The sequence below is a fragment of the Modicisalibacter radicis genome (assembly GCF_900961225.1).
Classification (GTDB): Bacteria; Pseudomonadota; Gammaproteobacteria; order Pseudomonadales; family Halomonadaceae; genus Modicisalibacter.
In genome coordinates, this window is sequence record NZ_CAAHFN010000072.1 from 1 (window position 1) to 25,740 (window position 25,740).

Annotated in this window: 25 protein-coding genes; 10 read left to right on the top strand and 15 right to left on the bottom strand. The window is 60.5% G+C overall.

The window, feature by feature from the left end:
- Positions 1 to 258: 258 nt before the first annotated feature.
- Positions 259 to 804 carry a cysteine hydrolase family protein gene (locus HR9077_RS13395; RefSeq protein ID WP_136067507.1) on the bottom strand — a complete coding sequence of 182 codons (546 nt, stop codon included), beginning with the start codon at positions 802 to 804 and terminating at the stop codon, positions 259 to 261.
- 390 nt (positions 805 to 1,194) lie between these two features.
- Between HR9077_RS13395 and HR9077_RS13400 the strand changes: the two genes are divergently transcribed.
- The 9 genes from HR9077_RS13400 (at position 1,195) to HR9077_RS13445 (ending at position 9,265) form a co-directional block, all read left to right on the top strand.
- Positions 1,195 to 2,082 (top strand): GlxA family transcriptional regulator, encoded by an 888-nt coding sequence (locus HR9077_RS13400; RefSeq protein ID WP_244613229.1) that lies wholly within the window; start codon positions 1,195 to 1,197, stop codon positions 2,080 to 2,082.
- Between the two features lie 435 nt (positions 2,083 to 2,517).
- Positions 2,518 to 2,892 carry a helix-turn-helix transcriptional regulator gene (locus HR9077_RS13410; protein ID WP_280178439.1) on the top strand — a complete coding sequence of 125 codons (375 nt, stop codon included), beginning with the start codon at positions 2,518 to 2,520 and terminating at the stop codon, positions 2,890 to 2,892.
- A gap of 353 nt (positions 2,893 to 3,245) precedes the next feature.
- A complete protein-coding gene (locus HR9077_RS13415) occupies positions 3,246 to 3,578 on the top strand; it encodes a helix-turn-helix transcriptional regulator (RefSeq protein ID WP_136067510.1) in 333 nt (110 codons plus the stop codon).
- Entirely contained in the window at positions 3,568 to 4,884 is a 1,317-nt protein-coding gene (locus HR9077_RS13420; RefSeq protein ID WP_136067511.1) for a type II toxin-antitoxin system HipA family toxin, read from the top strand. The genes HR9077_RS13415 and HR9077_RS13420 overlap by 11 nt, the downstream gene beginning before the upstream one ends.
- Before the next feature lie 54 nt (positions 4,885 to 4,938).
- Positions 4,939 to 5,316: an MmyB family transcriptional regulator gene (locus HR9077_RS13425; protein ID WP_168380956.1), complete on the top strand. Its 378-nt coding sequence runs from the start codon at positions 4,939 to 4,941 to the stop codon at positions 5,314 to 5,316.
- Positions 5,317 to 5,882: 566 nt separating this feature from the next.
- Positions 5,883 to 6,803: an FRG domain-containing protein gene (locus tag HR9077_RS13430; RefSeq protein WP_136067512.1), complete on the top strand. Its 921-nt coding sequence runs from the start codon at positions 5,883 to 5,885 to the stop codon at positions 6,801 to 6,803.
- 124 nt (positions 6,804 to 6,927) lie between these two features.
- Complete coding sequence (locus HR9077_RS22480) at positions 6,928 to 7,239, top strand: nuclear transport factor 2 family protein (RefSeq protein ID WP_458692920.1); 312 nt, start codon at positions 6,928 to 6,930, stop codon at positions 7,237 to 7,239.
- A 97-nt stretch (positions 7,240 to 7,336) separates the two neighbouring features.
- Positions 7,337 to 8,524 carry a hypothetical protein gene (locus tag HR9077_RS13440; protein WP_136067514.1) on the top strand — a complete coding sequence of 396 codons (1,188 nt, stop codon included), beginning with the start codon at positions 7,337 to 7,339 and terminating at the stop codon, positions 8,522 to 8,524.
- Positions 8,525 to 8,611: 87 nt separating this feature from the next.
- Positions 8,612 to 9,265, top strand: coding sequence for a hypothetical protein (locus tag HR9077_RS13445; RefSeq protein ID WP_136067515.1), 654 nt, complete (start codon positions 8,612 to 8,614; stop codon positions 9,263 to 9,265).
- Between the two features lie 313 nt (positions 9,266 to 9,578).
- On the opposite strand, the gene HR9077_RS13450 is transcribed toward HR9077_RS13445, so the two are convergent.
- The 9 genes from HR9077_RS13450 to HR9077_RS22185 all read right to left on the bottom strand — a co-directional run bounded on the left by HR9077_RS13450 (position 9,579) and on the right by HR9077_RS22185 (position 18,342).
- Positions 9,579 to 10,988, bottom strand: a complete 1,410-nt coding sequence (locus HR9077_RS13450; protein ID WP_136067516.1) for an amidase — start codon at positions 10,986 to 10,988, stop codon at positions 9,579 to 9,581.
- Between the two features lie 8 nt (positions 10,989 to 10,996).
- On the bottom strand, positions 10,997 to 12,280 hold the full coding sequence (locus HR9077_RS13455) for a Zn-dependent hydrolase (protein WP_136067517.1): 1,284 nt from the start codon (positions 12,278 to 12,280) through the stop codon (positions 10,997 to 10,999).
- 34 nt (positions 12,281 to 12,314) lie between these two features.
- Positions 12,315 to 13,010 carry an ABC transporter ATP-binding protein gene (locus tag HR9077_RS13460; protein ID WP_136067518.1) on the bottom strand — a complete coding sequence of 232 codons (696 nt, stop codon included), beginning with the start codon at positions 13,008 to 13,010 and terminating at the stop codon, positions 12,315 to 12,317.
- A complete protein-coding gene (locus tag HR9077_RS13465) occupies positions 13,010 to 13,771 on the bottom strand; it encodes an ABC transporter ATP-binding protein (RefSeq protein ID WP_136067519.1) in 762 nt (253 codons plus the stop codon). Before HR9077_RS13465 ends, HR9077_RS13460 begins: the two co-directional genes overlap by 1 nt.
- A gap of 1 nt (position 13,772) precedes the next feature.
- Positions 13,773 to 14,807, bottom strand: a complete 1,035-nt coding sequence (locus HR9077_RS13470; RefSeq protein WP_136067520.1) for a branched-chain amino acid ABC transporter permease — start codon at positions 14,805 to 14,807, stop codon at positions 13,773 to 13,775.
- A 1-nt stretch (position 14,808) separates the two neighbouring features.
- Positions 14,809 to 15,669, bottom strand: a complete 861-nt coding sequence (locus tag HR9077_RS13475; RefSeq protein WP_136067521.1) for a branched-chain amino acid ABC transporter permease — start codon at positions 15,667 to 15,669, stop codon at positions 14,809 to 14,811.
- A 49-nt stretch (positions 15,670 to 15,718) separates the two neighbouring features.
- Positions 15,719 to 16,918, bottom strand: a complete 1,200-nt coding sequence (locus HR9077_RS13480) for an ABC transporter substrate-binding protein (RefSeq protein ID WP_136067522.1) — start codon at positions 16,916 to 16,918, stop codon at positions 15,719 to 15,721.
- A 92-nt stretch (positions 16,919 to 17,010) separates the two neighbouring features.
- Positions 17,011 to 17,802 carry a FadR/GntR family transcriptional regulator gene (locus HR9077_RS13485; RefSeq protein ID WP_136067523.1) on the bottom strand — a complete coding sequence of 264 codons (792 nt, stop codon included), beginning with the start codon at positions 17,800 to 17,802 and terminating at the stop codon, positions 17,011 to 17,013.
- A gap of 69 nt (positions 17,803 to 17,871) precedes the next feature.
- On the bottom strand, positions 17,872 to 18,342 hold the full coding sequence (locus HR9077_RS22185; protein WP_244613231.1) for a hypothetical protein: 471 nt from the start codon (positions 18,340 to 18,342) through the stop codon (positions 17,872 to 17,874).
- Between HR9077_RS22185 and HR9077_RS13490 the strand changes: the two genes are divergently transcribed.
- Positions 18,341 to 19,390, top strand: coding sequence for a GGDEF domain-containing protein (locus HR9077_RS13490; protein WP_244613233.1), 1,050 nt, complete (start codon positions 18,341 to 18,343; stop codon positions 19,388 to 19,390). The two genes, HR9077_RS22185 and HR9077_RS13490, sit on opposite strands and share 2 nt — an antisense overlap.
- A 233-nt stretch (positions 19,391 to 19,623) precedes the next feature.
- On the opposite strand, the gene HR9077_RS13495 is transcribed toward HR9077_RS13490, so the two are convergent.
- The 5 genes from HR9077_RS13495 to HR9077_RS13515 all read right to left on the bottom strand — a co-directional run bounded on the left by HR9077_RS13495 (position 19,624) and on the right by HR9077_RS13515 (position 25,620).
- The gene (locus HR9077_RS13495; protein ID WP_136067525.1) at positions 19,624 to 20,925 is read right to left on the bottom strand and encodes a TRAP transporter large permease; all 1,302 of its coding nucleotides are present in this window, start codon (positions 20,923 to 20,925) and stop codon (positions 19,624 to 19,626) included.
- A complete protein-coding gene (locus tag HR9077_RS13500; RefSeq protein WP_136067526.1) occupies positions 20,922 to 21,395 on the bottom strand; it encodes a TRAP transporter small permease in 474 nt (157 codons plus the stop codon). The genes HR9077_RS13495 and HR9077_RS13500 overlap by 4 nt, the downstream gene beginning before the upstream one ends.
- A 48-nt stretch (positions 21,396 to 21,443) precedes the next feature.
- The gene (locus HR9077_RS13505; RefSeq protein ID WP_136067527.1) at positions 21,444 to 22,499 is read right to left on the bottom strand and encodes a TRAP transporter substrate-binding protein; all 1,056 of its coding nucleotides are present in this window, start codon (positions 22,497 to 22,499) and stop codon (positions 21,444 to 21,446) included.
- A gap of 77 nt (positions 22,500 to 22,576) precedes the next feature.
- Complete coding sequence (locus HR9077_RS13510; RefSeq protein ID WP_136067528.1) at positions 22,577 to 24,001, bottom strand: aldehyde dehydrogenase family protein; 1,425 nt, start codon at positions 23,999 to 24,001, stop codon at positions 22,577 to 22,579.
- Positions 23,998 to 25,620, bottom strand: coding sequence for a GMC family oxidoreductase (locus HR9077_RS13515; protein WP_136067529.1), 1,623 nt, complete (start codon positions 25,618 to 25,620; stop codon positions 23,998 to 24,000). The genes HR9077_RS13510 and HR9077_RS13515 overlap by 4 nt, the downstream gene beginning before the upstream one ends.
- Positions 25,621 to 25,740 lie beyond the last annotated feature (120 nt).

Sequence of the window (25,740 nt, forward strand, 5' to 3'; positions counted from 1 at the left end):
GGCTCGGGGCGCTCAGGGGCAAAACACCGATTGGATCTATCCTCGAGCAATGGCCGAAAGCGCCCGAGAGGTTTTATGACGCCCCGGGCATTCCAGACACCCGCCAGGCCCTGAATGCAAGCCGCTGTCACGCTGACCCCGGCTCGTGGGCTGCCCCTGAAGGTTGGATACCAACCGATGCAGGGGCGGTCAACGAGCCGGGGTTTGGCTTTTTTGGCTTTTCAGGCAGGCGGCGGTGAGGGGGCGCCGTACAGGTCGTTACGTGATGTATTGGTCCGTGGTTATTACCGTGCCATAAGCGAATGCCAGGGCTGCCATCATCGCGGCGTGGACCTGAGTTGCCGGCACTGTCATGCCATCGAACTCAAGATCTCGCGTGGCGCAGGCATCGTGGACGATCGTCGTCTTGTAGCCGAAGTCCGAAGCCGCACGGCTGGTTGCATCAATGCACATGTGGCTCATGGCCCCGATGACCACGACGTCTTCGATACCTTGCTGGTCCAGTAGCTCCTTCAGGCCGGTCTCAAGAAACGAGTTGGGAAAATGCTTCACTAGTACCGTTTCCGAGTCGAGGGGAGCGACCATGGGATGGATCGCCACTCCCTGCGTACCGGGGGTGAAGAAGGGACGGCTGGAATCGGCGGCCTCATGCCGAACATGGATGACGAGGTCCGTTGCCGATCGCGCATGCTCGATGACCTTGGCGGCATTCGTTACTGCCGTTTCAATATCTTCCAGCGGCAGCTTGCCGTCGGGGAAATACTCATTCTGGATATCCACGGCAATGATTGCACGTTTACTCATGAAACCAACCCTCTTTCGGTAGTGTTTAGCAGACTTGAATCAGAAGGAGACGACCTCGCCGTCAGCGGTGTGACGACAGGATCCTGAGAGATCGAGTCCACGGCGGATGCACTGTTGGTGATGAGGGCCTTGGCCAGGGAGCTGGCGGGAGGCTTGATCAGCATGTGGACGCTCCTCCATGACGTTTCCGGGTGATGACAGGCAGTCTAGAGGGGCCCGGCCGAGCAAGAAATTGGCCTGAATGACAATAATCGAAACTTTCGGGCCAAGGTGTCATGATTCAGGAAAACGAATCTCAGGAGCTGCGCCTTGTCGTTACCCAGCATTGGACTGATCCTTCATCCGACTATCAGCCCTTTCCATTTCTCGGTGCCCTATACGGTGTTCGGTATGGCCTTGTCCGATCGGCCGCTGTTCGATCTATTCATCGTGGCGCCGGAAGGGAAGCCGCTGGAGGCCGATCGGGCGATGACGCTACGGCCCGACGGAGGCCTGGAGCTGCTGGACAGGGTGGATATCGCGGTGGTTCCTGGCTGGCACGATCTGAATGCAGCACCACCGCCCGAGTTGGCCGAGGCGCTCGTCCGCTGTCATGAGCGGGGCACCCATGTGGTGGGGCTCTGTTACGGCACCTATGCCCTGGCGTACGCCGGGCTGCTGGACGGCAGACGGGCATCGACTCACTGGTTGGCCGAGCAGGACTTCAGCAACCGCTTTCCCGGAGTCAAGCTGGACACCAATGCGCTCTACGTGGAGGAGGATCGTCTGGTGACGTCGGCCGGTACCGCGGCCGGCCTGGATTGTTGCCTATTCTTGATACGCGAATACTACGGCGCGCAAATTGCCAACAAGGTGGCCCGTGTCATGGTGGTCCCGCCGCATCGAGAGGGTGGACAAGCGCAGTTCATTGAGCAGCCGGTCGCCATCTCCACCCAGGACGCCCATATCAACCGCCTGCTCGACTACCTGCGAGAACACCTGGCGGAATCGCACACCATCGACGAGCTTGCCACCCGTACCGTCATGAGCCGGCGTACCTTCACACGCCATTTCCACAAGGCCACCGGCATGACGGTGGTGGAGTGGCTGGTAAGCGAGCGGTTACGACGTGGACGCGAGCTGCTGGAAACGACGTCCTTGTCGGTGGAGGCCATTGCGGAAAGGATCGGTTTCCACACGGCGACATCGTTTCGGCAACACTTCAGGCAGCGACATCAGGTCAGTCCACGCGACTGGCGCAAGACCTTCGGCGAACCCCCTGACTATCGTCGGGCCTGACCTTGCCTCCTTCGTCGTTGTCCGCTCTGGCCGGATCCGGAATGGGTCGGCCCGCGTTTCAGGCAGGGCAATCCACAACTGGGTGGCATGCAGGTGAGTCTCGCCGGATACCGATTCCTCGGTGTGGCTGATGCATCTACCGGCCGCCATCAGGTTGACCTGACCGGGTCGGATGACGTGCTCATGACCCAGGCTGTCGCGGTGCAGCCTTCTATGTAGTTACGCCAGTCGTGATGCACAAATTGTTCATAACCATCTATATTTGAGATGGAATAGCTAATAAATGCTCAAATTTGACATCTTTGTTTGGTGTTCCACTTGACTCGCCTCTGTCGAAGTGTTCAGATTTGAATATTAATAAGAAATTACAGTTCATATTTGGATACCCTAGGTATGGTGCCCTCAGATTCCAAACGCTCTGGCAGCCAGGTTGCGATGCCGCCCCCCGTTGCGCGTGCCTTGAGCAATCTCGGTCGTGATCTATCAATGGCTCGTCGCATGCGTCGATTGACGCAGGAGGACCTGGCGCAGCGTATTGGCACATCACTCAGTACGGTCCGACGTATGGAAGATGGTTACCCTGGGACCGCGTTGCACACGTTCCTGCGCGCCCTGCATGTGCTTGGGCGCCTCGAGGACATGGTCAGGGTCATGGCGCTGGAACAAGATACATTAGGCCTGGAACTGGCCCAGGACCAGTTGCCCCAGCGGGTGCGGTCAGCCGGTGGGAAAAAACCGAAGGCAAGGCTATCGGACGAGTCGGGGAGAGAAGGCGGGGCCTCTGGTGGCGATGAGTTCGAGGGCTTTTGATGGCAACCAGGATGAGTCGGGATTTGACCGATTTTGTGCCCGCCTTAGATCCTGAGTCTTGATGGGCGGTGACTGTATTTTGTAGAGCGCTCGCGCACCCATATACAACCCTTCTAATGGATTACGTGGTTGATGAGCATCTGCAGCGCCCAGCCCACGGCTCTACACCGCACGATTGATCCAGGTGATCACCAACTGCCTGAGTAATGAGCATTTAAAGTTTCATATCATGGTCTTATGGGTAGTAAAATGCCCATATTCTTGCTATCCCATGCTGGCCGCATCATAGTGAGCACTTGAATGCTCACAAGACGTCTAATGAGCCTTAAAATGCCCAATCTGGCGAGATGACAATGAAGCGGCCGCGCAGCTACTCCCGCGTCACCAGGCAGGCGCTCTCGATCCTCGGCAAGCTGATCAAGGCTGGCCGCTTGGAGCGGAAGCTCACTGCTGCCGAACTGTCCGAACGCGCAGGCATCTCGCGCAAGACCCTCCGCAACATCGAAAATGGCGAAGCCGGCACCGAGATCGGCACCGTCTTCGAGGTCGCCACACTCGTTGGCGTGCGGCTGTTCGATGTCGACGACCGGGCCGGTGCGATGCATAACGCCCATCTCGAGGAAAAATTGACGCTGCTGCCGAAGCGGGTTCGCCCGAGCAGGCAGGAGGTCGATGATGCCTTCTAGGCTGACGCAGCCACGAGAGGCCTATGTCTGGATCTGGTTGCCGGGAGAGACACAACCCGTGGTGGCCGGTCGCGTCACGCAGCATGGCGATAGCTACAGCTTCAACTATGGCGCCAGTTACCTGGCGCGCGATGGCGCGATCCCGATCTATGACCCCGAACTGCCGTTGCGCCGCGGCCTGATCGAACCGACCGCTGGCCTGTCGATGGCCAGTTGCCTGCGTGACGCCTCGCCCGATGCCTGGGGGCGCCGGGTGATCATCAATCGTCTGATGGGGGGCAAGGCCGCTGGCGCCGCAGCTGACGACATCTCCGAACTCACCTATTGGCTCGAATCGGGGTCGGACAGGATCGGTGCCCTCGACTTCCAGCATTCCGCCACGGAATACGTGCCTCGCCTCAAGGCCGAGGCGTCTTATGAAGAGTTGCTGGAAGCGGCTGAACGGATCGAGAAGGGCGCCCCGCTGACGCCAGCCCTCGACCAGGCGTTGAACCACGGCACCTCGATCGGCGGTGCCCGCCCGAAAGCCCTGATCGACCATGGCGATCGCAAAATGATCGCCAAGTTCTCGTCGAGCACGGACATTTACAGCGTCGTGAAGGCGGAGTTCACCGCCATGAAGCTGGCGGCTGCATGCGAGCTCGATGTCGCCCCGGTCTCGATGACCGCGGCGGCCGGCAAGGATGTGCTGCTCATCGACCGCTTCGATCGCATCCAATCAGGGGCTGGCTGGCAGCGAAAAGCGATGGTGTCGGCGCTGACGATGCTCGGCCTTGACGAAATGATGGCGCGCTATGCGTCTTACGAAGACCTTGCCGAAGTCATCCGTCATCGCTTCACCCACCCGAAGCAAACGCTACGAGAGCTCTACGCTCGGATCGTCTTCAATATCCTGTGCGGCAACACGGACGATCATGCCCGCAACCATGCTGCGTTCTGGGACGGCAGGATGCTCTCGTTGACCCCGGCCTATGACATCTGCCCGCAGGGGCGAACGGGCAACGAGGCGACGCAGGCGATGCTGATCAAGGGCGACAACCGTATGAGTACGCTGTACAGCTGCCTCGCGGCCGCCTCGGATTTCCTGCTCAATGACCAACAGGCCCAGGCCATCATCGAGAACCAACTGGTCATGATCGCCGGTGCATGGGACGAGGTCTGCGAGCAAGCCAAACTGACCGAGACCGACCGCAGGCTTTTTGCCGGCCGACAGTTTTTGAACGGCTACTGCGTCGAAGGCCTCGGCGCCGCACATAGCACGGTACTGGATGGCTTTGCGGCCGCACGTGCGCAGTTACTCGGCTAACAAGGCGGCGAGGGTCAAGCCCGCCGGCCCGCCGAGTATCGCAATCTGCTCTGGATGCTGTTCACCGACCCTGAGCTGCGCCGGGTGATCGCCGATTGGCCGACCCAGGCGCCACGCATTCTCTCCAGTTTTCGCCGCGACTACGCGCGGGCGGATGGCGATCCCGTCATCGGCAACCTGGTGAAGGAGCATTCAGCGCACTCGCCCGACTTTTTCCAGTGGTGGCGCCGCCACGAGGTGGGTGCCCCTTGCCAGGGCGTGCGTGCGCTCGAGCTCGATGGGCTGGGCGAGGTCGGCTTCGAGCACACCCGCCTGATCGTCGACGAAGGCCGGCATCTGCGCCTGGTGGTCTACGCCGTGCAGGAGAAGGACCCTCAGGCTCGAAGCCTTCGCCCGCCGGGTGGCTGGCGAAAGCGAGTGATAGCCGAGTAGACGCCGCTACGGTTCGGCATCCGCCCTGAGCGACCGAGCGGAATGATGAGCGTCGCCCAGAATTGCCGGCTTCCCCAAGCTTGCCGGTAAGTCTCATTGCAAAACGTTACCGAGCGAGGCTAAGTAGGGTTAAGCCCCTGGGCTAGCGGCCGATAGAAAGTATAAAGAGAACAATGCGCAGCGCGTCGCAGGGAAAGGATGTCATCCCCGGACGGTAGTGTGTCTGGGTGTGTAATAGCAGCAGCGCCCTGGGAGCTGTTGCGTTGGGACCTATGAGGCCTGACGTGCATGCTAGGAATGATCAATGGTGTTTGAAGCTTGGCAAGGCAGCGTCTGCTTGCGAACCAGAGCGGATGGTCCGAGGAAGGTCGCATGCGCGTTCAAGGGTGTTATGTAGCAGGCACGGTTATTGGTGTTATGTTGCCGAATTATATTTAATGCTTAGGAATTTCAATAGGTTGGGGGTGCGGATGGTGTGCTAGATAACATTGTTGAACGCGCGTGCTCGTTCAAGTCAATAAACGATCGCGCTATTTAATACCTGTTATATTTTTTAGGAAGTTCGGATGTCTATCAAAATTAGAAGATTCCAAAATTCGAAAGGGGCCATCCAATTTTTGGAAGAACTAGCGCATGGAATGAACGACACAATCGTTTTTCGAGGTCACGCTAACTCGGAACACAGGCTTGTTAATACATGGCAGCGTCACCGTAGCATTCCTCATGAGTCATGGATGTCAGATATAGATGAAGCCTTAGAAAAGTATAAAGTGGGATTAGAAAAACTCGGTATTGAATCACACAATCATTTAGATCGCTTCGAGTCACTAGAGCATGGAAGGCATCATGGGGTACCTACACCATGTTTAGACTTCTCCTATTCTCCGTATGTGGCGCTATTTTTTGCATTTAATGGCATTAGAGTTGATTACAAAAATAAGAAGAATCATTACTCTGTTGTATATGGACTAAATATCAATCAACTGGCTTCTGAATGGGCAAAAAAAATCAGACCACCGAAAGACAATACAGATGAATTCTATAGTGCTTACTGGGGTTTCCAAAATTCTGGAGAAGGATTTTTTAAAAATGGATTTCCTGCAAATGAACTACAGTTCATACCATTTCCGGGAAAGAGTAATACAAGGATGCAAAAGCAATTGGGAGCGTTGCTTTACGATACTCTAAATTACAGCCACATGGGAGTCAAAGATTTAGAAGAATACATTGACAGCGTTACAGAAACGCCAGTTTTTGAAAACGGAAAAACAAACCCTGGTAACCCAATACTCTACAAAATATATGTTAATCAGAAATGCGTAGATAAGGTTTTTGAAAAACTTGAATTAATGAATATGACAGGTGGAAGTCTCTATGGTGATGCAGACGGAGTGGCGTTAGATATCAAGAATGCATACAACTACAATCCCAAGTTTTCATATCTTAGAGATATCAAATCACCTGAATTAGATGACACAAGGATATAACAATCACATGCACTCGGACAGAAAAAAGCGCCGCTCGTTCCTCGCTCTGCTTTTTCCTACCGGTGATGTGTAGCGTTAAACGGTCATGGAAATGGACGTATCTCAAACCTTAATTGACCTTGAAATGGAGTTGGTAAGTCCTTCGACGAGAAGGAGCATTGAGCGCTTGGATGAGCTTATTGCCGACGACTTCGAAGAGTTTGGAAGTTCTGGTAGAGTTATCAGAAAGAAGGACCTCCTCGATTTCGATGGGCCTAGCCCTAAGTATGAGCTTGATGCTTTTTCGGTTCGCTTGCTAGGGGAGGGGGTGGCTCTAGTCAAGTACAGTGCTAAAATTCTTGGGAGCGTTTCGTATAGGAGTTCCGTTTGGGTAAAGTCCAGGCATCGGTGGCAACTGCTTCATCATCAGTCTACGGTGGTGCCAAATGACGTTTAACCAGCCAAAGCAGTGGGACACATTTTTGCTTCGCTGCGCTCAAAACGCAAAAAGTGCCCCTGTTTGGGGACGTTAAATTAAAGGAGAGAACTTGACCATGTCATCTCGTGAAGAGCAGTTCGAGAATCACAATCTTCATACCGTTCTCTCTCAGCTAGATTCAGCGCTTCAGCAAAAGAGTGCGAAAGAACTGAGCGACGGCGCGGTGGACAACCTTGATCGAGTTCGACAAGCGACAGCATTTATTCGAGGTAGGATTGAAATTGCGAGCCCGTTACTGACACCGGCCAATCGACTAGATCAAATCGAAAAGTCCCTGCAAGCGTGCCTAAACGAGGTCAATCAGTTCAATAGCAACGAAAATGAAGGCCATCTGGCAAATGCATCAAACCAAATCGACGCCGGACTAAATAGTGCTGCCGCAATTATTTCTTTAGAGCAGCCTGAACCGTCAGTGAAGGCCCAGGATGCCGTTAGTTTTAAATCCCTCGCAGAAGAAATTATTTCTTCCCTCCGCGATAAATCTGATTCAGTTGCTGAACGTGCCGCGCAGGTTGAAGCCGATCTTCAGAAGCTTGAAGAAAAGAATGAGGAACAAAAAACACAGTTCGATTCTTTGCAGTCAACGATCGACTCGAAGCTTCAGGAGTTAGAGAACCAATTCGGAGCAGCGCAGACTGAGCGCTCAAGCGAGTTTGATGCGCAGGTAAACCAGATTAAAAAGGACGCCGATGATAAGTTGTCCCAAATCTCGGAGAGCGCAGACACAACTTTGGATGAAATATCCAATAAACAGGGTGAAGCCGAGAGAATTGTTAACTTAATCGGAAATGTCGGGTTAACCGGCAATTTCAAAGGGGCGGTAGCACGTGAGAAGCAATCTGCGGATCGTATGAGAATAATTGCTCTCAGTTGCTTTATCGCAATGGTCGCTGTCGTGTTGGGGACACTGTTTGTTTCTGTCGAGAATGGCTTCGATCCGTGGCTCGCACTATTTCGGCTTGGTGCCGCTCTTAGTTTGATTGTTCCCGCCGCCTACGCGGCTCGCGAGTCATCGCGCCACCGGACTCTCGAGAATCAAAACCGCCGAGCGGAATTAGAGCTTGCGAGTATCGACGCATATTTGGAATCGTTGCCGGATGAAAAAAGGACGGAGATTAAAGCCGCTTTGACAGATAAATTTTTCGGGCAGACCCCGGAAGATGAAAAGTCGAGTTCTGATGTTAATGCCGCATCGATGACTGAACTATTGAGGGATGCAATAAACGCTCTCGGAAAGCGTTAATTTAACAATGTGGTCAACGGGATGCCAACTACGCTGCGCTCCGCTGGCACCCGTTACCACTAGCGTTAATCAGAAAAGGAGACAAAATTGAAACGCATTCTCTTGATTTCATTGCTCGCGGTGCTAGGTGGCTGCACGACGGTTCAATACAACGGTTCTCCTTCAGCTATGAAAGATGTCAATCACCCTCCGGTAGGTAAAGAGGTTACGGCCTATGTGGGAGATCACATGGTCGAGAAGGGGGTAATTTACGAAGAGAAAGTACTTTACGTTAAACAGCGCGTAGACGGTGCGCTATACGATATTCCCAGCAAGAATTACCCCCAGGTTGGGTTTGATGAAAAACAAGACTTTTTCTCAGCCATTGGTGTTATTAGAGGAGTTTTATCAGACCCGATTGAAGCGCTCGCGGTTGGTAAGGAACAAGGAAGCCAGGTCTGTGTTATCACGACTCTTGGTGGTAGTGCTTGTTACGATGCCGATTATGAGCGGCGTGGTCGGGTTTCTGAAACTAAGAATAGCTTTCAGCAAACATTGATTTACAGTGGTCGCGTGGGAAATAAGATCAACATCGGTTATCGGGAATTTAGCAATAATACCGCCCGACCCGCCTTTGACAATGAAGTTGAATACGATCTGAGTGAATCAAGGCGCATTGGTTACAAGGGGGCTGTAATCGAAGTATTGGAAGCGGACAACAGCAGCATCACCTACAAAGTTCTTCGCAACTTTCCTGATTAACAATTCGCGGCACACGGATGCCCTTTGCGCCGCTTCGCTCCAAATTGTCCGGTGTTTCGGACGTTATATCTACTCTGGCTTAACGTCTGCTTCTGGCCGTTAACTGACCAATGGTACGACAGGAGTAGCTGTTTGGCCCCGTGAAGTAATGGTTCGGGTTGCCATAAATCACCCCGACGCCTAGACACCCGCCAGGCCCTGAATGTAAGCCGTTGTCACGCTGACCCCGGCTCGTTAGCTGCTCCTGAAGGTTGGATACCAACCGATGCGGGGGCGGCCAACGAGCCGGGGTTTTGCTTTTTTGGCCCTTCAGTTAGGTGGGCGGCTGCAGGGGCGTCAGCCGGGTTTCCAGCAGCCGCGCGGCATGCATGACCTTGAGATCCTCGAACTTGGGGCCGACCAGGTGCAGCCCGACGGGAAGCCCCTGGCCGTCAAGGCCGCAGGGCAGGGAGGCCGCGGGTTGTTGCGTCAGGTTGAACGGGTAGCTGAAGGGCGTCCAGTCCATCCATTCCTTGTACGGGCCGCCGGGTGGCGTGTTGTGGCCCGCCGCGAAGGGTGCGATGGGCATGGTCGGCGTCAGCAGCAGGTCGTAGCGTTCATGGAAGCTGGCCATGTGTGCGGTCAGCTCCGCCCGCTGTCGTCGCGCGTCCAGGTAGTGCTGCAGGGAAATGTCGCGGCCGCGCCGGGCGATATCCAGGAAGCCGGGGTCGAGCCGTTGCTGTTGTGCTTCGTCGAGCCGTTCCAGCACCTGGCTTGCGCCGGCAAACCAGAGGGTGTTGAAGGTGTCGATAGGGTCCTGGAACCCCGGATCCACGTACTCGACCGTCGCGCCGAGTTCTTCCAGCAGGCCCACGGCTTTTTCCACGCAGGCGGCAATGTCCGGGGCGACTTGCACATGGCCAAGGTCGGCGCTGTAGGCGATACGCCAGCCCTCCAGGTCGGGGGGCGGCGGGGTCAGCCAGGCCGGGCAGCGCGGGTTGCCGGCATAGCCGTCGCGTGGGTCCGGCTGCGCGATGACATTGAGCATCAGCGCGCTGTCTTCCGCGGTGCGCGTCATCGGCCCCAGGTGTGAGAGCGTGCTCATGGCGCTGGCGGGCCACTGGGGGACCCACCCGAAGGTGGGCTTGATGCCGAAGGTGCCGGTGAAGCTGCAGGGGATGCGGATCGACCCGCCGGCGTCGCTGCCCTGATGCAGCAGGCCCAGGTTGAGCGCGGCGGCGGCCCCGGCCCCGCCGGAGGAGCCGCCCGGGGTCAGCCGGGTATCCCAGGGGTTGCGGGTGATCCCGTGCAGCGCGTTGTCGGTGACCCCCTTCCAGCCGAATTCGGGGGAGGTGGTCTTGCCGATGACGACCGCTCCGGCGTTGCGCAAGTGTCGGCTGATGGGCGCATCCGTGTCCCAGGGGCCGTCGGGGTTGCTGGTCGCCGAGCCCATGCGGCAGGGCATGCCGCGGGTGGGTGTCAGGTCCTTGATGGTGATCGGCACGCCATCCAGCTCGCCGCAGGGCTCGCCAGCCAGCCAGCGGGCTTCGGATTGCCGGGCGGCTTCCAGCGCCTGCTCGGCGCCGACGTACGAGAAGGCGTTGACGCGGGGGTTGTCGCGTTCGATACGCGCCAGGCAATCCTCGACGAGTTCGACGGGAGACAGCGCCTTGCGACGAAATTGCGCAAGCGCCTGGCTGGCGGTGATCTGGCTCAGTTCAGCGGGGGTGTCGCGGTGTGTCATGGCTGGCTTCACCCCTCTTCCTGCGGGTCGACGCCGGCGGCCTGCACGACTGCTCGCAGCAGCACGTTGCACCCATCGTGCAGGTCGCTCTGGCTGGCGAACTCGCTCTCGTTGTGGCTGATGCCGTTCTCGCAGGGCACGAAGATCATCGCCGCGGGCGCCACGCGGCCGATGAAGATCGCGTCATGACCGGCGCCGCTGACGATGTCCATGTGCGGGAGCTGCAGTGCTTCGGCCCCCTGGCGAATGGCGCTGACGCACTCTGCGTCGAAGTGCTGCGGCGCGAAGTCGGCGGTGGGGGTCAGCGTGTATTCGAGGCCATGGCGCTGGCAGACCTCGTCGATGGCCTGCTCCAGGGCGTGGGCCATCTCGACCAGTGCCTCGGGCGTCAGGTGGCGAAGGTCGATGGTCATCTTCACTTCGCCGGGTATGACATTGCGCGATCCGGGGTGAACCGCCAGCGAGCCCACCGTACCGCGACCATGGGGCGCGTGCTCCAGGGCGATGCGGTTGACTGCCTGGGTCAGTTCGGCGGCGCCCAGCAGGGCATCCTTTCTCAGGTTCATGGGCGTGGGGCCGGCGTGGGCTTCCATGCCGGTGAGAGTGAGATCGAACCAGCGCTGCCCCAGCGCGCCGATGACCACGCCGATGGTGCGTTCGCTGTCCTCCAGGATCGGGCCCTGTTCGATGTGCGCTTCGAAATACGCCTTGATCTCGGAGGTCGCCACGCGGTCCTGGCCCCGGTAACCGATGTCGTCCAGCGCCGGGCCCACCCTGATACCGTCGGCGTCGGTATGGCCGAGCATGTCGTCCAGCCCGAGCTGGCCGGCGAACACGCCGGACCCCATCATGCAGGGCGAAAAGCGGCAGCCCTCTTCATTGGTCCAGGCCACCACCTCGATGGGGGCGCGGGTACGAATGTCGTGCTGGTTGAGCGTGCGAATGACCTCGAGCCCCGCGAGGACGCCGAAACAGCCATCGTACTTGCCGCCGGTGGGCTGGGTGTCGATGTGGCTGCCGGTCATCACGGCGGGGGAGTGCGGCTCGCTGCCGGCGCGGCGGGCGAAGATGTTGCCGATGCTGTCGATACGGATGGTGCAGCCTTCCGCCTTGCACCAGTCGATGAACAGGTCGCGGGCCTGACGGTCCAGGTCGGTCAGCGCCTGGCGATTGACGCCGCCCTTGGGCGTGGCACCCAGCCGGGCGAGTTCCATCAGCGCGTTCCAGAGACGCTGGGCGTCGGTGCGCGGCAGGGCATGAGCCGTTGCGGCCGGGGTGATCGCTTGAGTCATGGTGATGTCCTTGTCGGTGTTATACGGGGGCGTCTCACGCACTGAGCGCCAGGTAACGGTCGCGAATGGCCGGGTCGGCCTTGAAGGCGTCGGCGCGGCCCTGGTAGACCACTTGCCCCTGCTCGAGGATGTAGTGGCGGTCGGCAACGGCCTCGCACACCCTCAGGTTCTGTTCCACCAGCAGCACGGGGAGGCCTTCTTCGCGAATGGCGGTGAGGATCCTGATGATTTCGTCGACGATGACCGGCGCCAGCCCTTCGGTTGGCTCGTCCAGCAGCAGGATCTTGGGGTCGTTGAGCAGCGCGCGGGCGATGGCCAGCATCTGCTGCTCGCCGCCGGAGAGGGCGTTGCCGCTGTTGCGGCGGCGTTCCTCGAGCCGCGGGAACCAGTGGTAGATGTCATCCAGTTGCCAGCGGCTCTGCTTGCGGGTGGCGATGCGCAGGTTCTCCTCCACGCTCAGGATGCCGAAGATGCCGCGATGCTCGGGCACCAGCGCGATTCCCTGGCGGGCGATGCGGAAGGACTGCATGCCGCGAATGTCGTGGCCGTTGAAGGTGATTTCGCCCCGGGGCGTGTCCACCAGCCCGACGATGCTTTTCAGGGTGGTGGTCTTGCCGGCGCCGTTGCGTCCCAGCAGGGTTACCAGTTCGCCGGCTTCCACCTGCAGCGAAACCCCCTCCAGGACGTGGCTCTTGCCATAGTAGCTGTGGATGTTTTCGAGCTTGAGCATCAGGCGGCCTCCCCGAGATAGGCTTCGCGGACCCGTTGATCGTTGCGCACGCTGTCGGGCGTGCCCTCGACCAGGACCCGGCCGCGGTTCATCACGGTAATGGTGTCGCTGATCGACATGACGATGCTCATGTTGTGTTCGATCAGCAGGATGGAGTGGTCCCTTCCCAGTTCGCCGATCAGGCGCGTCATGGTCGGAATGTCGTCGATGCCCATGCCCGAGGTGGGCTCGTCCAGCAGCAACAGCTTGGGGCGGGCGCAGATGGCCATGCCCACTTCGAGGATGCGCTGTTGGCCATGGGAGAGCTCGCCGGCCGGAATGCCGGCCCGTTCGGTCAGGTTCAGGCGCTCGAGCACCTCGTCGGCGGTGTCGATGTGGCGCTTGCGGGTGTCCAGGCGCTGCCAGAAATTGAGCGCCTTCCAGCCGTCCACGCCCTGCGCCGCCAGGCGCAAATTCTCGTGGACGCTGAGTTCCTGGAACAGGCTGGTGATCTGGAAGGAGCGCGCCATGCCCAGCCCCACGCGGCCGTGGGCCGGCTGGCGGGTGATGTCCCGGCCGTCGAGCAGGATGGATCCGTGCGTGGGGCGGCGTTCCCCTGTCAAGCAGTGGAAAAGGCTGGTCTTGCCGGCGCCGTTGGGGCCGATGACGGTATGGATGGTGCCGGGCCGAATGCACAGGTCGACCCCGTCCACGGCCTTGAAGGCGCCGTAGGCCAGCTCCAGTCGGCGTGTTTCCAGCAGGGGCGCGTGCGCGTTGGTCATGTCACGCCTCCTTGTCGTGCGATGACGCACGGCGTGCACGCTGCAGCAGGCTTGTCAGCCCGCCCCACAGGCCACCGCGCATGAAGATCACCACCGCGATCAGCGCCACCCCCAGCAGCAGCATCCAGCGTGGCCAGATGGCCGAGAGGATGTCGCCGAGCAGGACGATGCTGCCCGCCCCCAGCAGCGAGCCGAACAACGAGCCGGTGCCGCCGATGATGGTCATGATCAGGATCTGCTCGGACATCAGCAGTTCGATGTTCGACAGCGGCGCGAAGTTGAGCAGCATGGCGTAGAGCGCCCCGGCCAGTGCGGTAATGGCGCCGGACAGCACGAACACCATGATCTTGAACAGGCGTATGTCGTAGCCCAGCGCCGCGGCCCGCGCCTCGTTCTCGCGAATCGCCAGCAGGGTGCTGCCGAAGGGCGAACTGGTGATGCGTCGGGCCATGATGTAGATCACCGCGAACAGCACGGCGACCAGCCCGTAGAAGGCCAGCGGCGAGGCGAGGCTGACGAGGGTCGTGTCGCCGAGTGCGATGGGCGGGCGCGGAACGCCCAGCAGGCCGTTGTCGCCGCCCGTCCAGTCGCTCAGGGTATAGGCGAGGAAATAGGCCATCTGGGTCAGCGCCAGCGTCAGCATCACGAAGTAGATGCCCTTGCGGCGAATGCACAGCAGGCCGACCAGCAAGGCCAGCACGGCCCCTACACCCAACGCCAGCAGCAGGGCGCTGAACAGGCCCAGCTGCCAGTGCAGCATGCCCAGGGCGCTGCAGTAGGCACCCGCCCCGAAGAAGATCGCCTGGCCGAAGGACAGCAGGCCGGTGTACCCCAGCAGCAGGTTGCAGGCCAGCGCCGCCATGGCAAAGATCAGGATCTCGGTGGCCAGCGTGGCCGAAGGCAGCACGACGGGGAGCAGGACGACCACGACGAGCATGGCGAGCGTCGTCCCCGGCGCCCAGCGGATCCGGCCCGGGCGGGCCAGAGGGGTGGCGCCGTTGCGCTTCGAAGCGACGGCACCCGTTTTGGTATCCATGTCAGGCTCTCCCGAAAAGTCCGTAGGGGCGTAGCAGAATGACCACCGCCATGGCGGCGTAGATCATCAGGCTGGCGCCCTGGGGCCAGAGTGTGGTCATCAGGCTCTGCACGACGCCGACGAGCAGGCCGGCCACCAGGGCGCCGCTGAACGAGCCCATGCCGCCGATGACGACCACCACGAACGCCAGGCCCAGCACTTCCGGGCCGATGAACGGGTGGGCGCCTCTCAGCGGGGCGGAGAGCACGCCGGCCAGCCCCGCCAGCCCGACGCCGAGCGCGAAGGTGATCGAGAAGAGCCGGAAGATGTTGGAGCCCAGCAGCGAGACCATCTCGGTGGATTCGCTGCCCGCCCGCACCAGGGCGCCGAAGCGGGTCCGCTCGAGCAGCAGCCACAGCAGGATGGCGACGCCGGCACTGAAGGCGATCAGGAAAAGGCGATAGATCGGGTAGGCGAAATTGCCGAAGCGCACCACGCCCTGGAGCAGTTCGGGGGTGGGAACGCTCTTGCCGACCGGGCCCCAGATCATGATCGAGAGTTCCTGGATGATCAGGGCGATACCCAGCGTGACCAGAATCTGGAAGGTGTGGGGCAGGTGGTAGATGCGCTGGATCAGGCTGCGTTCCAGGGCCCAGGCCAGCATGGCGATCACCAGCGGGCCCGCGACCAACGCCAGCCAGAAGTTGCCGGTCAGGGTGACCAGCGTGTAGCACAGGTAGGAGCCCAGCAGGAAGAACGCCCCGTGGGCAAAGTTGACGAAGTTCAGCAGCCCGAAGATCAGCGTCAGCCCCACCGAGATAAGGAAGTAGATCATCCCCAGGCCCAGGCCGTTGAGCACCTGGAACAGATAGACATTGAGCATTGTTCACGTCTCCTGGTGGGCCGGAGTGGCGTGCACTCCGGCGTCCGGGTCAGAGTTGGCAGACGCTCTTGTCTTCCTCGACGAAGGAATGACCGGAACTGATGATGTCGGCGAAATCGTCGGCATCGTCCATCTCGGCCTGACCCTTGCCCTGCAGCAGGTAGTAATCCTTGATCACCTGGTGGTCGGCGGCACGGATGGTTTCCTCGCCGGTGGGGCCCTGGTAGGTGCGACCCTCCAGGGCGGCGATCAGCTCGGGACCTTCACTGGCGCCGGAGGCGTCGACGGCCTCGAGCATCGTGCGGGTCATGATGTAGTCGGCGGCCAGCGGGTAGTTGGGCGTGATGTCGTAGGCTTCCTTCACCTTTTCCACCAGGTGCCGGTTCATGGGGGTGTCGACTTCATGCCAGTACTGCGCGCCGAAGTAGATTCCCTCGACGTTGTCCGCGCCCAGCTCCTGCAGCTGGTCGAGGCCGGCCGACCACACCATGACGATGTCCATCTGCTCGTTGAGCCCGAAGTTGCGGGCCTGACGCAGTGCGTTGGACGACTGGGCGCCAAAGTTGAGCAGGACCAGGACATCCGGCGAGGTGGACATGGCGTTGGTCAGATAGCCCGAGAACTCCTGCTCCTGCAGGGAGTGGTAGCTGTTGCCGACGTGCTCCAGGCCGTACTCCTCGAAGACTTTCTCGGCGTTCTGCAGCAGGGCTTCGCCGAAGACGTACTCGGGGGTGATGGTGTACCAGCGCTTGGCATCCGGCAGCTTCTCGATCAACGGCACCAGGGTTTCGCGGATGGCCCCGTAAGTGGGCACCGACCAGCGGAAGGTGGCGGCGTTGCATTCACTGCCGGTCAGCTCATCGGCGCCGGCCGGGGTCATGAAGACGCCACCGGCCTTGTCGACCTCCTTGCCGATGGCCAGGGCCGTCGAGGACAGGGTCGCGCCATTGAACAGCCGGGCGTCTTCCTGGTTGATGGCTTCCTGCACCTTGCGGATCGCCCGACCGGCGTTGCCTTCGGTATCCAGCGTGGTGTAGTTGATCTCGCGGTCCAGGGTTTCCTGCATCTCCTCGACCGCGAGCTGGGAGCCCATCTCGGCGTACTTGCCATAACTGGCAAAGGCGCCTGAAACCGACTTGACCCCGTAGAAGTCGATGGCGGGCTTGTCCTGGGCCATCAGCGGCGTTGCCAGCAGGCTGCCCGCAAGCAGGGTGATGGCGAAAGTGGCGGTGTGGGTACGCACAGACATTGTTGTTCCTCTTGTTTGAGTTAGAACCCGTCGGGTGCAACGAGCCGGTGTGGCTGGCGTCTTCATGGTCGGTATTGTTCTTGTCGGGTGGGTCAGGGGGAGTAGAGGGCGGCGGCCTCCTTCAGGGTCTCGGGCAGGACCAGGAACTGATCGACCACTTCGGCCTCCAGGGCCGTCATGTGGTATTCGGCATCGCACATGTGATCATGCATCAGTTGACGCACCTGCTGGCGATCCTGGGCTTCGAAGGCATCGACCAGATCGACGTGGTAGCGGATATTGGCTTCGTCGAAGGCGTGCCGCTCGGGCTTGTAGGCCTTCTTGATGACGACCAGGTCGCGCAGGAGGTCGTTGAGAAACTGGCTGACGAAGCGCAGCAAGGGGTTGGGGCAGTACTCGGCCAGCACGTTGTGGAACTCGAGCTCGAGCATGCGGTGCTGGCGCTGGCTGAGTTCATCGTCGTGAGGTCGCTGGCATTGCGCGATGTTCGTGCGCAGTCGGGCGAATCCGGCTGCGTCCAGGCGGTCCACCACGGCGTCGGCGATCTCGACTTCCACCAGGCGCCGCAATTGGTAGACCTGGCTGCCATCCACGTTCTGAAAATGCAGGAAGTTGCGCAGGGCGCGACAGGCCGGATCGATCGTGACCTCGCGGATGACGGCGCCACCGCTCGGGCCCGTCTTCATCTGCACCAGCCCTTCGACCTCGAGTACCCGCAGTGCCTCGCGAATCGTCCCCTTGGCGCATTCGTAGCGTTCCATGAGGGCTTTCTCGTTGGGCAGGCGATCGCCCGGCTGCAGGCCCTCGGTCACGATCCAGTGCTTGATGTCTTCGCAGATGAGGTCGGCAATCTTTTGCCGTTTCGCGGTTCTGGGGGTCGGCACGAGTATTCCTAATATTATATTTATTACTATAAATACTAGAATTAGCCCACCGCGAAGGCTTCGTCAAGGTCATATCGTATGGGGATAGCCGCATGAGGCCGCCAGGGTGGGCGCCACGTGCCGCGGCGGAAAACCTTGGCAGGCCCGTTGCAGGGCGGAGCCCGCGCCGCCGTCCGGGCAACGCTCAGGAAATGAGCGTAAGGGGTACCAGCGTGGCAGCGAAGCCGACTGGATATCGGCATAAAGAAACGGGATGAACGGCCGATAAAGCCCGTAAAGTCGACCTGATCGGTTTCTCCAGAAATTCTTGAATTTCCCCAGTGATCGGAACTCCATGGGGCTGAAGTCATAATGGATAATCGCCGTTTTACACAGGGGGATTAGGCTTTTGGCATCACTAAAAAAGCAATACAAGGTACATTGGCTGACGGGGCAGTTTCGTGAAGGTGGCAGGGAGTCAATGTATCGCAGGTCCATCAAGACGAGGGTGCGAATCGAGTCCTCGCTTTCGTTGATCGTGGCGACCTTGATCTTTGGCATGTTCGCCATTACCGACTACTATCTGCTGGGCCTTTCCAGAGAATATTACCTGTTGATTGCCATGCGCAGCGTGGTGGTTGGTCTCTGCCTTTTCCTGGCATTGATTATCGCCCGCAGGGGCAGCTATTCCAGAATATGGCTGCACGCCATGCCGCTCTGGATACTTGCGACGGGCATCATTCTGATCGTTCCCTTGCGCCCCGAGAGTCTCTCCACGCAGATAACGGCGGTGGTGGTCGCTACCATGGCTTTCTATCTCCTGATCCCCAACCTGCTGACGGTGGTAACGTTCGCCAGCCTCTATCTGAGCATCGGCTTTCTGATCTCTGCGATACTGTTTGCGGAGATTGCGCCGGTGGATACGCTGCGCTTGGCGCTGTTGCTGGTCATGACCAATGTAGTGGGCTTCTGTGCCTTGCTGCGTCTGGAGAGCCTGCAGCGCAAGCAATTTGCGCTGCTTCACGAAGCGCGCGATAAAAACCGTCAACTGCTCAAGGAAATAGCGCATCGAAAATCGCTGGAAGAACAGTTGCGCATGGTCGCCGAGCGGGATGCCCTGACGGGACTGAATAGTCGGAGTCATTTCATGAAGCGTGCCAAGGCGCTGTTGCAGAGTTCGCGACGGGAGCAGGCGCCGTTCAGCCTTTTCATGATCGACGTGGATCATTTCAAGCGCATCAACGATACCTGGGGCCACAGTCACGGAGACTGGGTGCTGGCCAGGATCTCGGAGGCCTGTGCGCACGCTCTTCGCCCCACGGATGTGATAGGCCGTTTTGGTGGCGAAGAGTTCGTGGTTGCCCTGCCCGACACCGGCCCTGACGACGCTCTCATCGTGGCGGAGCGCTTGAAGACGCAGGTCGCCGAGCTGCCGCTGAAGGAAGAGATGAGCGAGTTGTGCCTGAGTGTCACCATCGGTATCGCCATTGCACACGGTGAGGAAGTCGACCTGCAGGCCCTGATCTCGCGGGCGGACCAGTCGCTCTACGCTGGAAAGCGCGACGGCAGGAATCGGGTCGTGATAAGTCGCAAAGGGAGGGAAGAATGACCGGCACCGGGCGTGACATTCGAAACCCGGCGGCCGGCTGCGGCTGGACTCGATAACCTGTCGCTTCATTGGGGTACTTCGATTGAAGAATGCGGAGCCTGGCTCCGCATTTTTCGTTCTGGCTTGTCGCGTTGTCCTGACGAGGCGAGACCGGTGCCAGGACCAATCTGGCGGCCGCGACACTGGCGGGCTTGCCGGGACGCACCATCCCTGATGACGCGCCCGAGGCAGGGTTAACGGAGGGACCTTAGGAGTTCCGGTAGTGCCAGGCTGATCTGCGGGAACAAGGTCACTAGCGCGAGCACCCCGAGCAATGCCAGCAGGAAGGGCAGAATCGAGCGGACGATCCGCTCCACCGGTACCTGCGATATCTGACTGGCGACGAACAGGTTCACTCCCAGGGGCGGGGTCAGGAACGCTATCTGGGTATTGATCATCAGGATGATGCCGAAGTGGATCGGGTTGATGCCGAATGCGGTCACTAGCGGTACCAGGATCGGCGCCAGAATGATGATCGCCGACATCGTCTCCATGAAGGTCCCGACCAGAATCAGGAAAATGTTGATCCAGAGCAGAATCATCAGCGGATCGGTGGAGACCCCGGCCATCACGGCAGATATCTGCTGCGGAATCGTCTCGAGGGTGATGGCCTTGGCCAGTAGCGCGGAGCAGGCCACCACGATCATCAAGGCACCGGAAATCCGATGAGTCAGCTCAAACGCCTGGTGTAGCGCGGGCAGGTCCAGGCGGCGGTAGACGAACCGGGCCACTATCAGGGCATAGAGCACCGCTACCACGGAGGCTTCCACGGGAGTGAAGAGCCCGGAATAGATGCCGCCGAGAATCAGGACGGGCAGAAACAGGGCGAACTTGGCCTGCCAGATCAGCGACGCCAGACTTTCGGATTCGTCTTCCGCCTCGTGAGCCGGCGCCACCACCGCGCCGTTGCGCTTGGCCATGATGTAGGCGGTACCCACCAGTACCGTGCCCATCAGCAAGCCGGGTAACAGGCCGGCGGCGAACACATCGGCGATGGAGACGTTGGCGATGATGGCGTAGATGATCATCGGATTACTGGGCGGGATCAGGATGCCCAGGGTGCCGCCGGTGGCGGTCACCGAGGCCGCGTAGGGCGCCGGGTAACCATAGCGCACCATGGATGGAATCATGATCGAGCCGATCGCTGCCACGGTCCCCGGGCCGGAGCCGGAGATGGCGGCGAAGAACATGCAGGACAGGATGGTCACGATGCCCAGGCTGCCGGGAATGTGGCCGAACATCCGCCGGAAGATACGGATGATGTCGTGAGTAAGGCCGCCCTTTTCCATGATGTTGCCGGCGAGAATGAACGCGGGAATCGCCAGCAGGGCGAAATTGTCCACGCCGTTGAAAATGCTCTGGGCGGCGAATACCAGGTCGGCGCCCAGGAACCAGGTTGCCGCGAAACCGGTCAGGCCTATTGCCGCGTAGATCGGCACCCCGAGCAAAAGCAACAGCGGGAGCAGGATGATCAGGACGAGCTGAACGTCGGTCATGGTGACTCCTCCACGACATTGCCCTTGGCGTTACCGGCCCAAAGCCGGCTCAGCGCCGAAAGCACGAACGCGATAACCAGCACCACGAATAGATAGTTGGTGTTGAAGCCCAGCACGGGCGATACGCTTGGGTACTTTATGCCGTCCAACACGTTCTGAAAGCAGTAGACGATCATCAGCACATCGAACACCAGCAGCAGGGCGGTGATCAGTCTTTCCATCGGCCTGGCGCCGATGAGTCGGCTCAGGCAGTCGTAGAGCACGCCGATCTTCAGTTCGGACTTCATCAGCGTCGAGTAGCTCGCGCTGATGAACACGAAGGAGATGAAGGCAAACCGCGAAAGTTCCTCGGTCCATTCCATGCCGGCGTTGAAGCTGCGGCCAATGATCTGCAGCAGCAGCGCCAGGACCATTCCGGCAAGGAGCAGGTGGCACAGCGTTAGTTGTGTTCGTCTGAGCAGGCTATACATGGGAGTCTCCCGTCGACCTGTTCCCGGCCGACAGCTGGCGTGATTGTTTTATTGTTTGCTTGCTTTGTAGGATTCGAGGATATCCAGGGCTTTTTCCGTGAGTTCCTCGCCATCCGCACCGATCAGGTGGTAGTAGTTGGGCCAGGCGGCGCGGGCCTTTTCCAACCAGGGCGTTTCATCCTCGATCTCGGTGATCTTGACGCCGGCTTCCTCGGCCTGTTTCCACCAGCGGGCCTCGTCCAGCGGTTGCCACCAGCGCACGTACTCGGTGGTCTCGCGCCCGGCGCGTAGCACCGCCTCCTGGAGATCCGGTTCCAGGCTCTGGTACCAGCGTTCGGACACCACGATGGGGTGGGTCAGGATGGTGTAATGCAGCCGGCTGATGCGTCCGATCACCTCGTCGAACTTCATGCCGATGATGTCGCTGACCGGGCTGTCCCCGCCTTCGACCACGCCCTGCTGCAGGGCACTGTAGAGCTCGTTCCAGGCGATAGGCGCCGGCGAGGCGTTCCAGGACTTGTAGGTGCCGAGCATGATGGCGTTGGGCGGCACGCGCATTTTCAGCGGCGCCAGGTCCGCCGGCGTCTGGATCGGCTCGGGGGCGTTGTAGAAGAAGTGCCGCCAGCCGGTGTTTTCCCAACCAACGATGCGCACCCCCGCTTCCTCGATCACCCGGGGCTGGAGGGTCGGGGTGATATGATCCAGCAGGTAGTTGGATTCCTCGGTGCTCTGCGTCAGGTAGGGGAGCAGCAGCACGTTCATGCTGGGCGCCACCTGGGCCATGTTGTTGGTGGCCGGAATGGTCACCTGGATCACGCCCTGGCGGGCCTGCTGCAACATTTCCTTTTCACCGCCCAGTTGCGAGCCGGGGAAGATCACCGGGCGAACGCGGTTGTCGGTATATATCGCCACCAGTTCCGCGAAGCGCTTGAGCGCCACGGTTTGCGAACTCCACTCCATGTTCAGGGAGTGGGCCAGGCGCATGGTGATCTGGTCGTCCTTCCTGGGGACCGATTGCCAGTCGAACGGATTGGGGGTGGCGGCGTGGGCCCCGGTGGTGATGATCAGGGCGGCTAGTGCCGTCAGCTTGGCGATTGTTTTCATGATCATGTCTCAGTTTTTATGGCTATGAACGCGGACCCGCCGTCGCCGACGGACCGCGTTTTTCGATGAAACAGGCGTTACCAGGCCAGGTAGGCGGATTGCTCGACGGTATAGAAGGCCGAGGCGGAAGCGCCCACGGAGTAGGCTCCCAAGCCGGAGTGCTTCATCCCGCCGAAAGGCATGTTCACGTCGGGCACCGTGCCATTGTTCACATGCAGCATGCCGTTTTGGCTCTCATCCAGAAAACGCTGGATAAGGGCATGGGAGTCGGAGAATAGGCTCGACGTTAAGCCGTATTCGGTTTCGTTCAGTAGCGATAGCGCTTCGCCGAAATCGTCATAGGGCAGTACCGACAACACCGGACCGAAGATTTCCTCCTGGCTGGCCGTCCGAGACACCCCGGCATTGTCGAGCACGGTGGGTCGATAGAAGTAACCGCTCTCGCAACCGGCTACGGTGGCACTGTCGCCGCCGGTAACCAGGGTGGCGCCTTCATCCACGGCCCGGGTGGTAGCGGTCTTGACGCTGTCGAAGTGGGCGCCGTTGCACAGCGGCCCCAGGGTGGTGGCCGGGTCGAGGCCGTCGCCCAGCGTCAGCGCCCGTGCGCGGGCGGCCAGACCCTGGACCACCGATTCCTGGAGGTCGCGGTGCACGATCACCCGGCTGAGACTGGTGCAGCGCTGCCCGCCGGTCTGGAAGGCGGCGCCGAATACCTGGTCCAGGCAACTTTCCAGGTCCTGGCTGTCATTGATGATCACGCCATTCTTGCCGCCCAGTTCCAGCTGTGCGGGGATCAGGCTGGCGGCTGCTGCCTGGGCCACCTTGCGGCCCACCGCCACGGAGCCGGTGAAGCTGACGCCGTCGAACCGGCCAGTGGCGGTCAGTTCGCTGGCGAAGGCCCCGCCGCAGGGCATCACCTGGACGAGGCCGGCGGGGAAATGGCGTGCGGCGATCTCCGTCAGGATGAAAGCCGCTGCCGGCGTGAACTGGGACGGCTTGATCACCAGGGCGTTGCCGAAGGCGATGGCCGGGCAGAGCTTTCGCAGCGGCGTCATCGCCGGGAAATTCCAGGGACAGATCGCCAGCAGGGTGCCGCGTGGACGTCTCAGGATCAGGTTGCGCACACGCGGCCGGGCGGCGGCGCTGGTCTGCATCTGCTGGCGGGCCGCTTCGCCGGCCATGAACTTGCCTTCCGCGCAGCCCTTGAGGGTTTCGTTGCGGGCCTCGCCCAGAGGCTTGCCCTGTTCCAGGGTGATCGCCTCGGCGATGCGTTCCACGTTGGCGATCACGTCGTCCAGAAAGGCGGTGAGCCGGTCGCCGCGAACCACCGGCGGTAACTCGGCCCATTCCGCCTGGGCATTGGCGGCACGGTTCAGAATCGCGTCAACGCCAGCGGCGTTAGCCATCTCGGTATAGGCGCCGACGATCTCGGCGGGACGCGCCGGGTTGCGGGTCTCGAAGACGTTGCTGCCAGCGTTGTGGTCTCGATAATCGAATTTCATTGTGCTTGCTCCCGAAGAGGCGGGTTGTCGAGGATCAGAGCGGCACCCTTTTCGCCGATCATCAGCGAGGGCGCGTTGGTGTTGGCGGAGGTCACCAGTGGCATCACCGAGGCGTCGACCACGCGCAGGCCCTCCACGCCACGCACGCGCAACTGCGGGTCCACCACGGCACCCTCGTCGCTGCCCATTCGGCAGGTGCCCACGCAATGGAAGACGGTGCCGCCCTTGTGGCGGACCGCGTCCCAGAGTGCCTGGTCGCTGTCCACCTCGGTGCCGGGTTCCATCTCGTCATCCCACAGGTCGCGAAAGGGCGCCTGCCTGGCGATCTCGCGGAGAATCTTCACGCCCTCCACGATCACCCGGCGGTCGTGGGGATCGGCGAAGTAGTTGGGGTCGATGGCCGGTGGCGCGGTCGGATCGGCGGAGGTGAGACGTACCGTGCCCCGCGAACGCGGGTGACACTGCCACACCGAGGCGGTGAAGCCCGGGTAGGCGTGCAGTGGCGTGCCCGGCTTGTCCACGGACAGCGGCATGACGTTGAACTGCACGTCCGGCCGGTCGCCCTCGGCGTAGCGGGTGCGGGCGCTGCCGCCCACCTGGCCGGCCCCCACGGTGAGGGAGCCGGAGGCGCGCAGCAGCCATTCCAGCCCCATGCCTGCCAGTTTGAAAGGGTTGCGAACGTCGCTATTCAGGGAGAGCTTCCGCTTCAGGCGGTAGATGATGCGCACCTGATAGTGATCCTGCAGGTTGGCGCCCACTTCAGGGGCTTCGTGGACCGGCTCGATGCCATGCTCACGCAGCAGGTCGCCGGGGCCCACCCCGGACAGTTGCAGCAAGTGCGGCGTCTGGATGGCCCCGGCGCAGAGGATCACCTCCCTGGAGGCACGCGCCTGGTGATTGGCGCCCTCGTACCGCCATTCCACGCCCACTGCACGCTTGCCTTCGAACAGCACCCGGCTGGCCGGGGCCTCGGTGACGATGGTGAGGTTGGCACGGTCCTTTACCGGTGTCAGGAAAGCCGTGGCGGAGCTGCATCGCCAGCGCCCCTTGAGGCTCAACTGGTAGGGGCCGACGCCGCGGGTATCACCCCCGTTCATGTCCGGGTTGTAGGGCAGGCCCCAGGCCTCGGCGGCGCGCAGCCAGGCGCGACAGGCCGGGTTGTCGGTGCGCATGTCGGATACGTGCATCTCGCCGCTGTCGCCCCGATACTCGTTGCCATCGCCGGTGTAGCGTTCCAGCTTGCGGAAGTAGGGGAGCACCTCGTCGTAGGACCAGCCGGTGGCGCCCTGTTCGGCCCAGCCGTCGAAGTCCTCGCGCTGGCCGCGAATGAAGATCAGGCCATTGATGGAGCTGGAACCGCCGATCACCTTGCCTCGGGGCCAGACGATGTTGCGTCCGCCGGTGCTCTCCGAGGGGCGGGTGTCGAACAACCGGGCGACCCGGGTGTCGTAGATCGAGCGGTAGTAGCCCACCGGGAAGTGCAGCCAGAAGTTGCGATCCCAGCCCCCTGCCTCCAGCAGCAACACCCGATTGCGCCCGTCGGCGGAAAGACGGTTGGCGACGATACACCCGGCCGAGCCGGCGCCTACCACGATGTAGTCGTATTGGTTGTCGGACACCGTTCACTCCTCGGTGTGATTTTCGTCTCTAAATGTCCTCAAGTCCTAATGTTAGGACTTTAGTTGATGCGAACGTTTCCACATGCTAGAGTTTCTGTCAAGCGTTTCCCGGGGATGGTT

Excerpts from the sequence above, each read along its gene's own strand:
- HR9077_RS13395 (WP_136067507.1), bottom strand. The coding sequence starts at position 804 with ATGAGTAAACGTGCAATCATTGCCGTGGATATCCAGAATGAGTATTTC.
- HR9077_RS13400 (WP_244613229.1), top strand. The coding sequence starts at position 1,195 with ATGGCCTTGTCCGATCGGCCGCTGTTCGATCTATTCATCGTGGCGCCG.
- HR9077_RS13410 (WP_280178439.1), top strand. The coding sequence starts at position 2,518 with ATGCCGCCCCCCGTTGCGCGTGCCTTGAGCAATCTCGGTCGTGATCTA.
- HR9077_RS13415 (WP_136067510.1), top strand. The coding sequence starts at position 3,246 with ATGAAGCGGCCGCGCAGCTACTCCCGCGTCACCAGGCAGGCGCTCTCG.
- HR9077_RS13420 (WP_136067511.1), top strand. The coding sequence starts at position 3,568 with ATGCCTTCTAGGCTGACGCAGCCACGAGAGGCCTATGTCTGGATCTGG.
- HR9077_RS13425 (WP_168380956.1), top strand. The coding sequence starts at position 4,939 with ATGCTGTTCACCGACCCTGAGCTGCGCCGGGTGATCGCCGATTGGCCG.
- HR9077_RS13430 (WP_136067512.1), top strand. The coding sequence starts at position 5,883 with ATGTCTATCAAAATTAGAAGATTCCAAAATTCGAAAGGGGCCATCCAA.
- HR9077_RS22480 (WP_458692920.1), top strand. The coding sequence starts at position 6,928 with ATGGAGTTGGTAAGTCCTTCGACGAGAAGGAGCATTGAGCGCTTGGAT.
- HR9077_RS13440 (WP_136067514.1), top strand. The coding sequence starts at position 7,337 with ATGTCATCTCGTGAAGAGCAGTTCGAGAATCACAATCTTCATACCGTT.
- HR9077_RS13450 (WP_136067516.1), bottom strand. The coding sequence starts at position 10,988 with ATGACACACCGCGACACCCCCGCTGAACTGAGCCAGATCACCGCCAGC.
- HR9077_RS13455 (WP_136067517.1), bottom strand. The coding sequence starts at position 12,280 with ATGACTCAAGCGATCACCCCGGCCGCAACGGCTCATGCCCTGCCGCGC.
- HR9077_RS13460 (WP_136067518.1), bottom strand. The coding sequence starts at position 13,010 with ATGCTCAAGCTCGAAAACATCCACAGCTACTATGGCAAGAGCCACGTC.
- HR9077_RS13465 (WP_136067519.1), bottom strand. The coding sequence starts at position 13,771 with ATGACCAACGCGCACGCGCCCCTGCTGGAAACACGCCGACTGGAGCTG.
- HR9077_RS13470 (WP_136067520.1), bottom strand. The coding sequence starts at position 14,807 with ATGGATACCAAAACGGGTGCCGTCGCTTCGAAGCGCAACGGCGCCACC.
- HR9077_RS13475 (WP_136067521.1), bottom strand. The coding sequence starts at position 15,669 with ATGCTCAATGTCTATCTGTTCCAGGTGCTCAACGGCCTGGGCCTGGGG.
- HR9077_RS13480 (WP_136067522.1), bottom strand. The coding sequence starts at position 16,918 with ATGTCTGTGCGTACCCACACCGCCACTTTCGCCATCACCCTGCTTGCG.
- HR9077_RS13490 (WP_244613233.1), top strand. The coding sequence starts at position 18,341 with ATGTTCGCCATTACCGACTACTATCTGCTGGGCCTTTCCAGAGAATAT.
- HR9077_RS22185 (WP_244613231.1), bottom strand. The coding sequence starts at position 18,342 with ATGCCAAAGATCAAGGTCGCCACGATCAACGAAAGCGAGGACTCGATT.
- HR9077_RS13495 (WP_136067525.1), bottom strand. The coding sequence starts at position 20,925 with ATGACCGACGTTCAGCTCGTCCTGATCATCCTGCTCCCGCTGTTGCTT.
- HR9077_RS13500 (WP_136067526.1), bottom strand. The coding sequence starts at position 21,395 with ATGTATAGCCTGCTCAGACGAACACAACTAACGCTGTGCCACCTGCTC.
- HR9077_RS13505 (WP_136067527.1), bottom strand. The coding sequence starts at position 22,499 with ATGAAAACAATCGCCAAGCTGACGGCACTAGCCGCCCTGATCATCACC.
- HR9077_RS13510 (WP_136067528.1), bottom strand. The coding sequence starts at position 24,001 with ATGAAATTCGATTATCGAGACCACAACGCTGGCAGCAACGTCTTCGAG.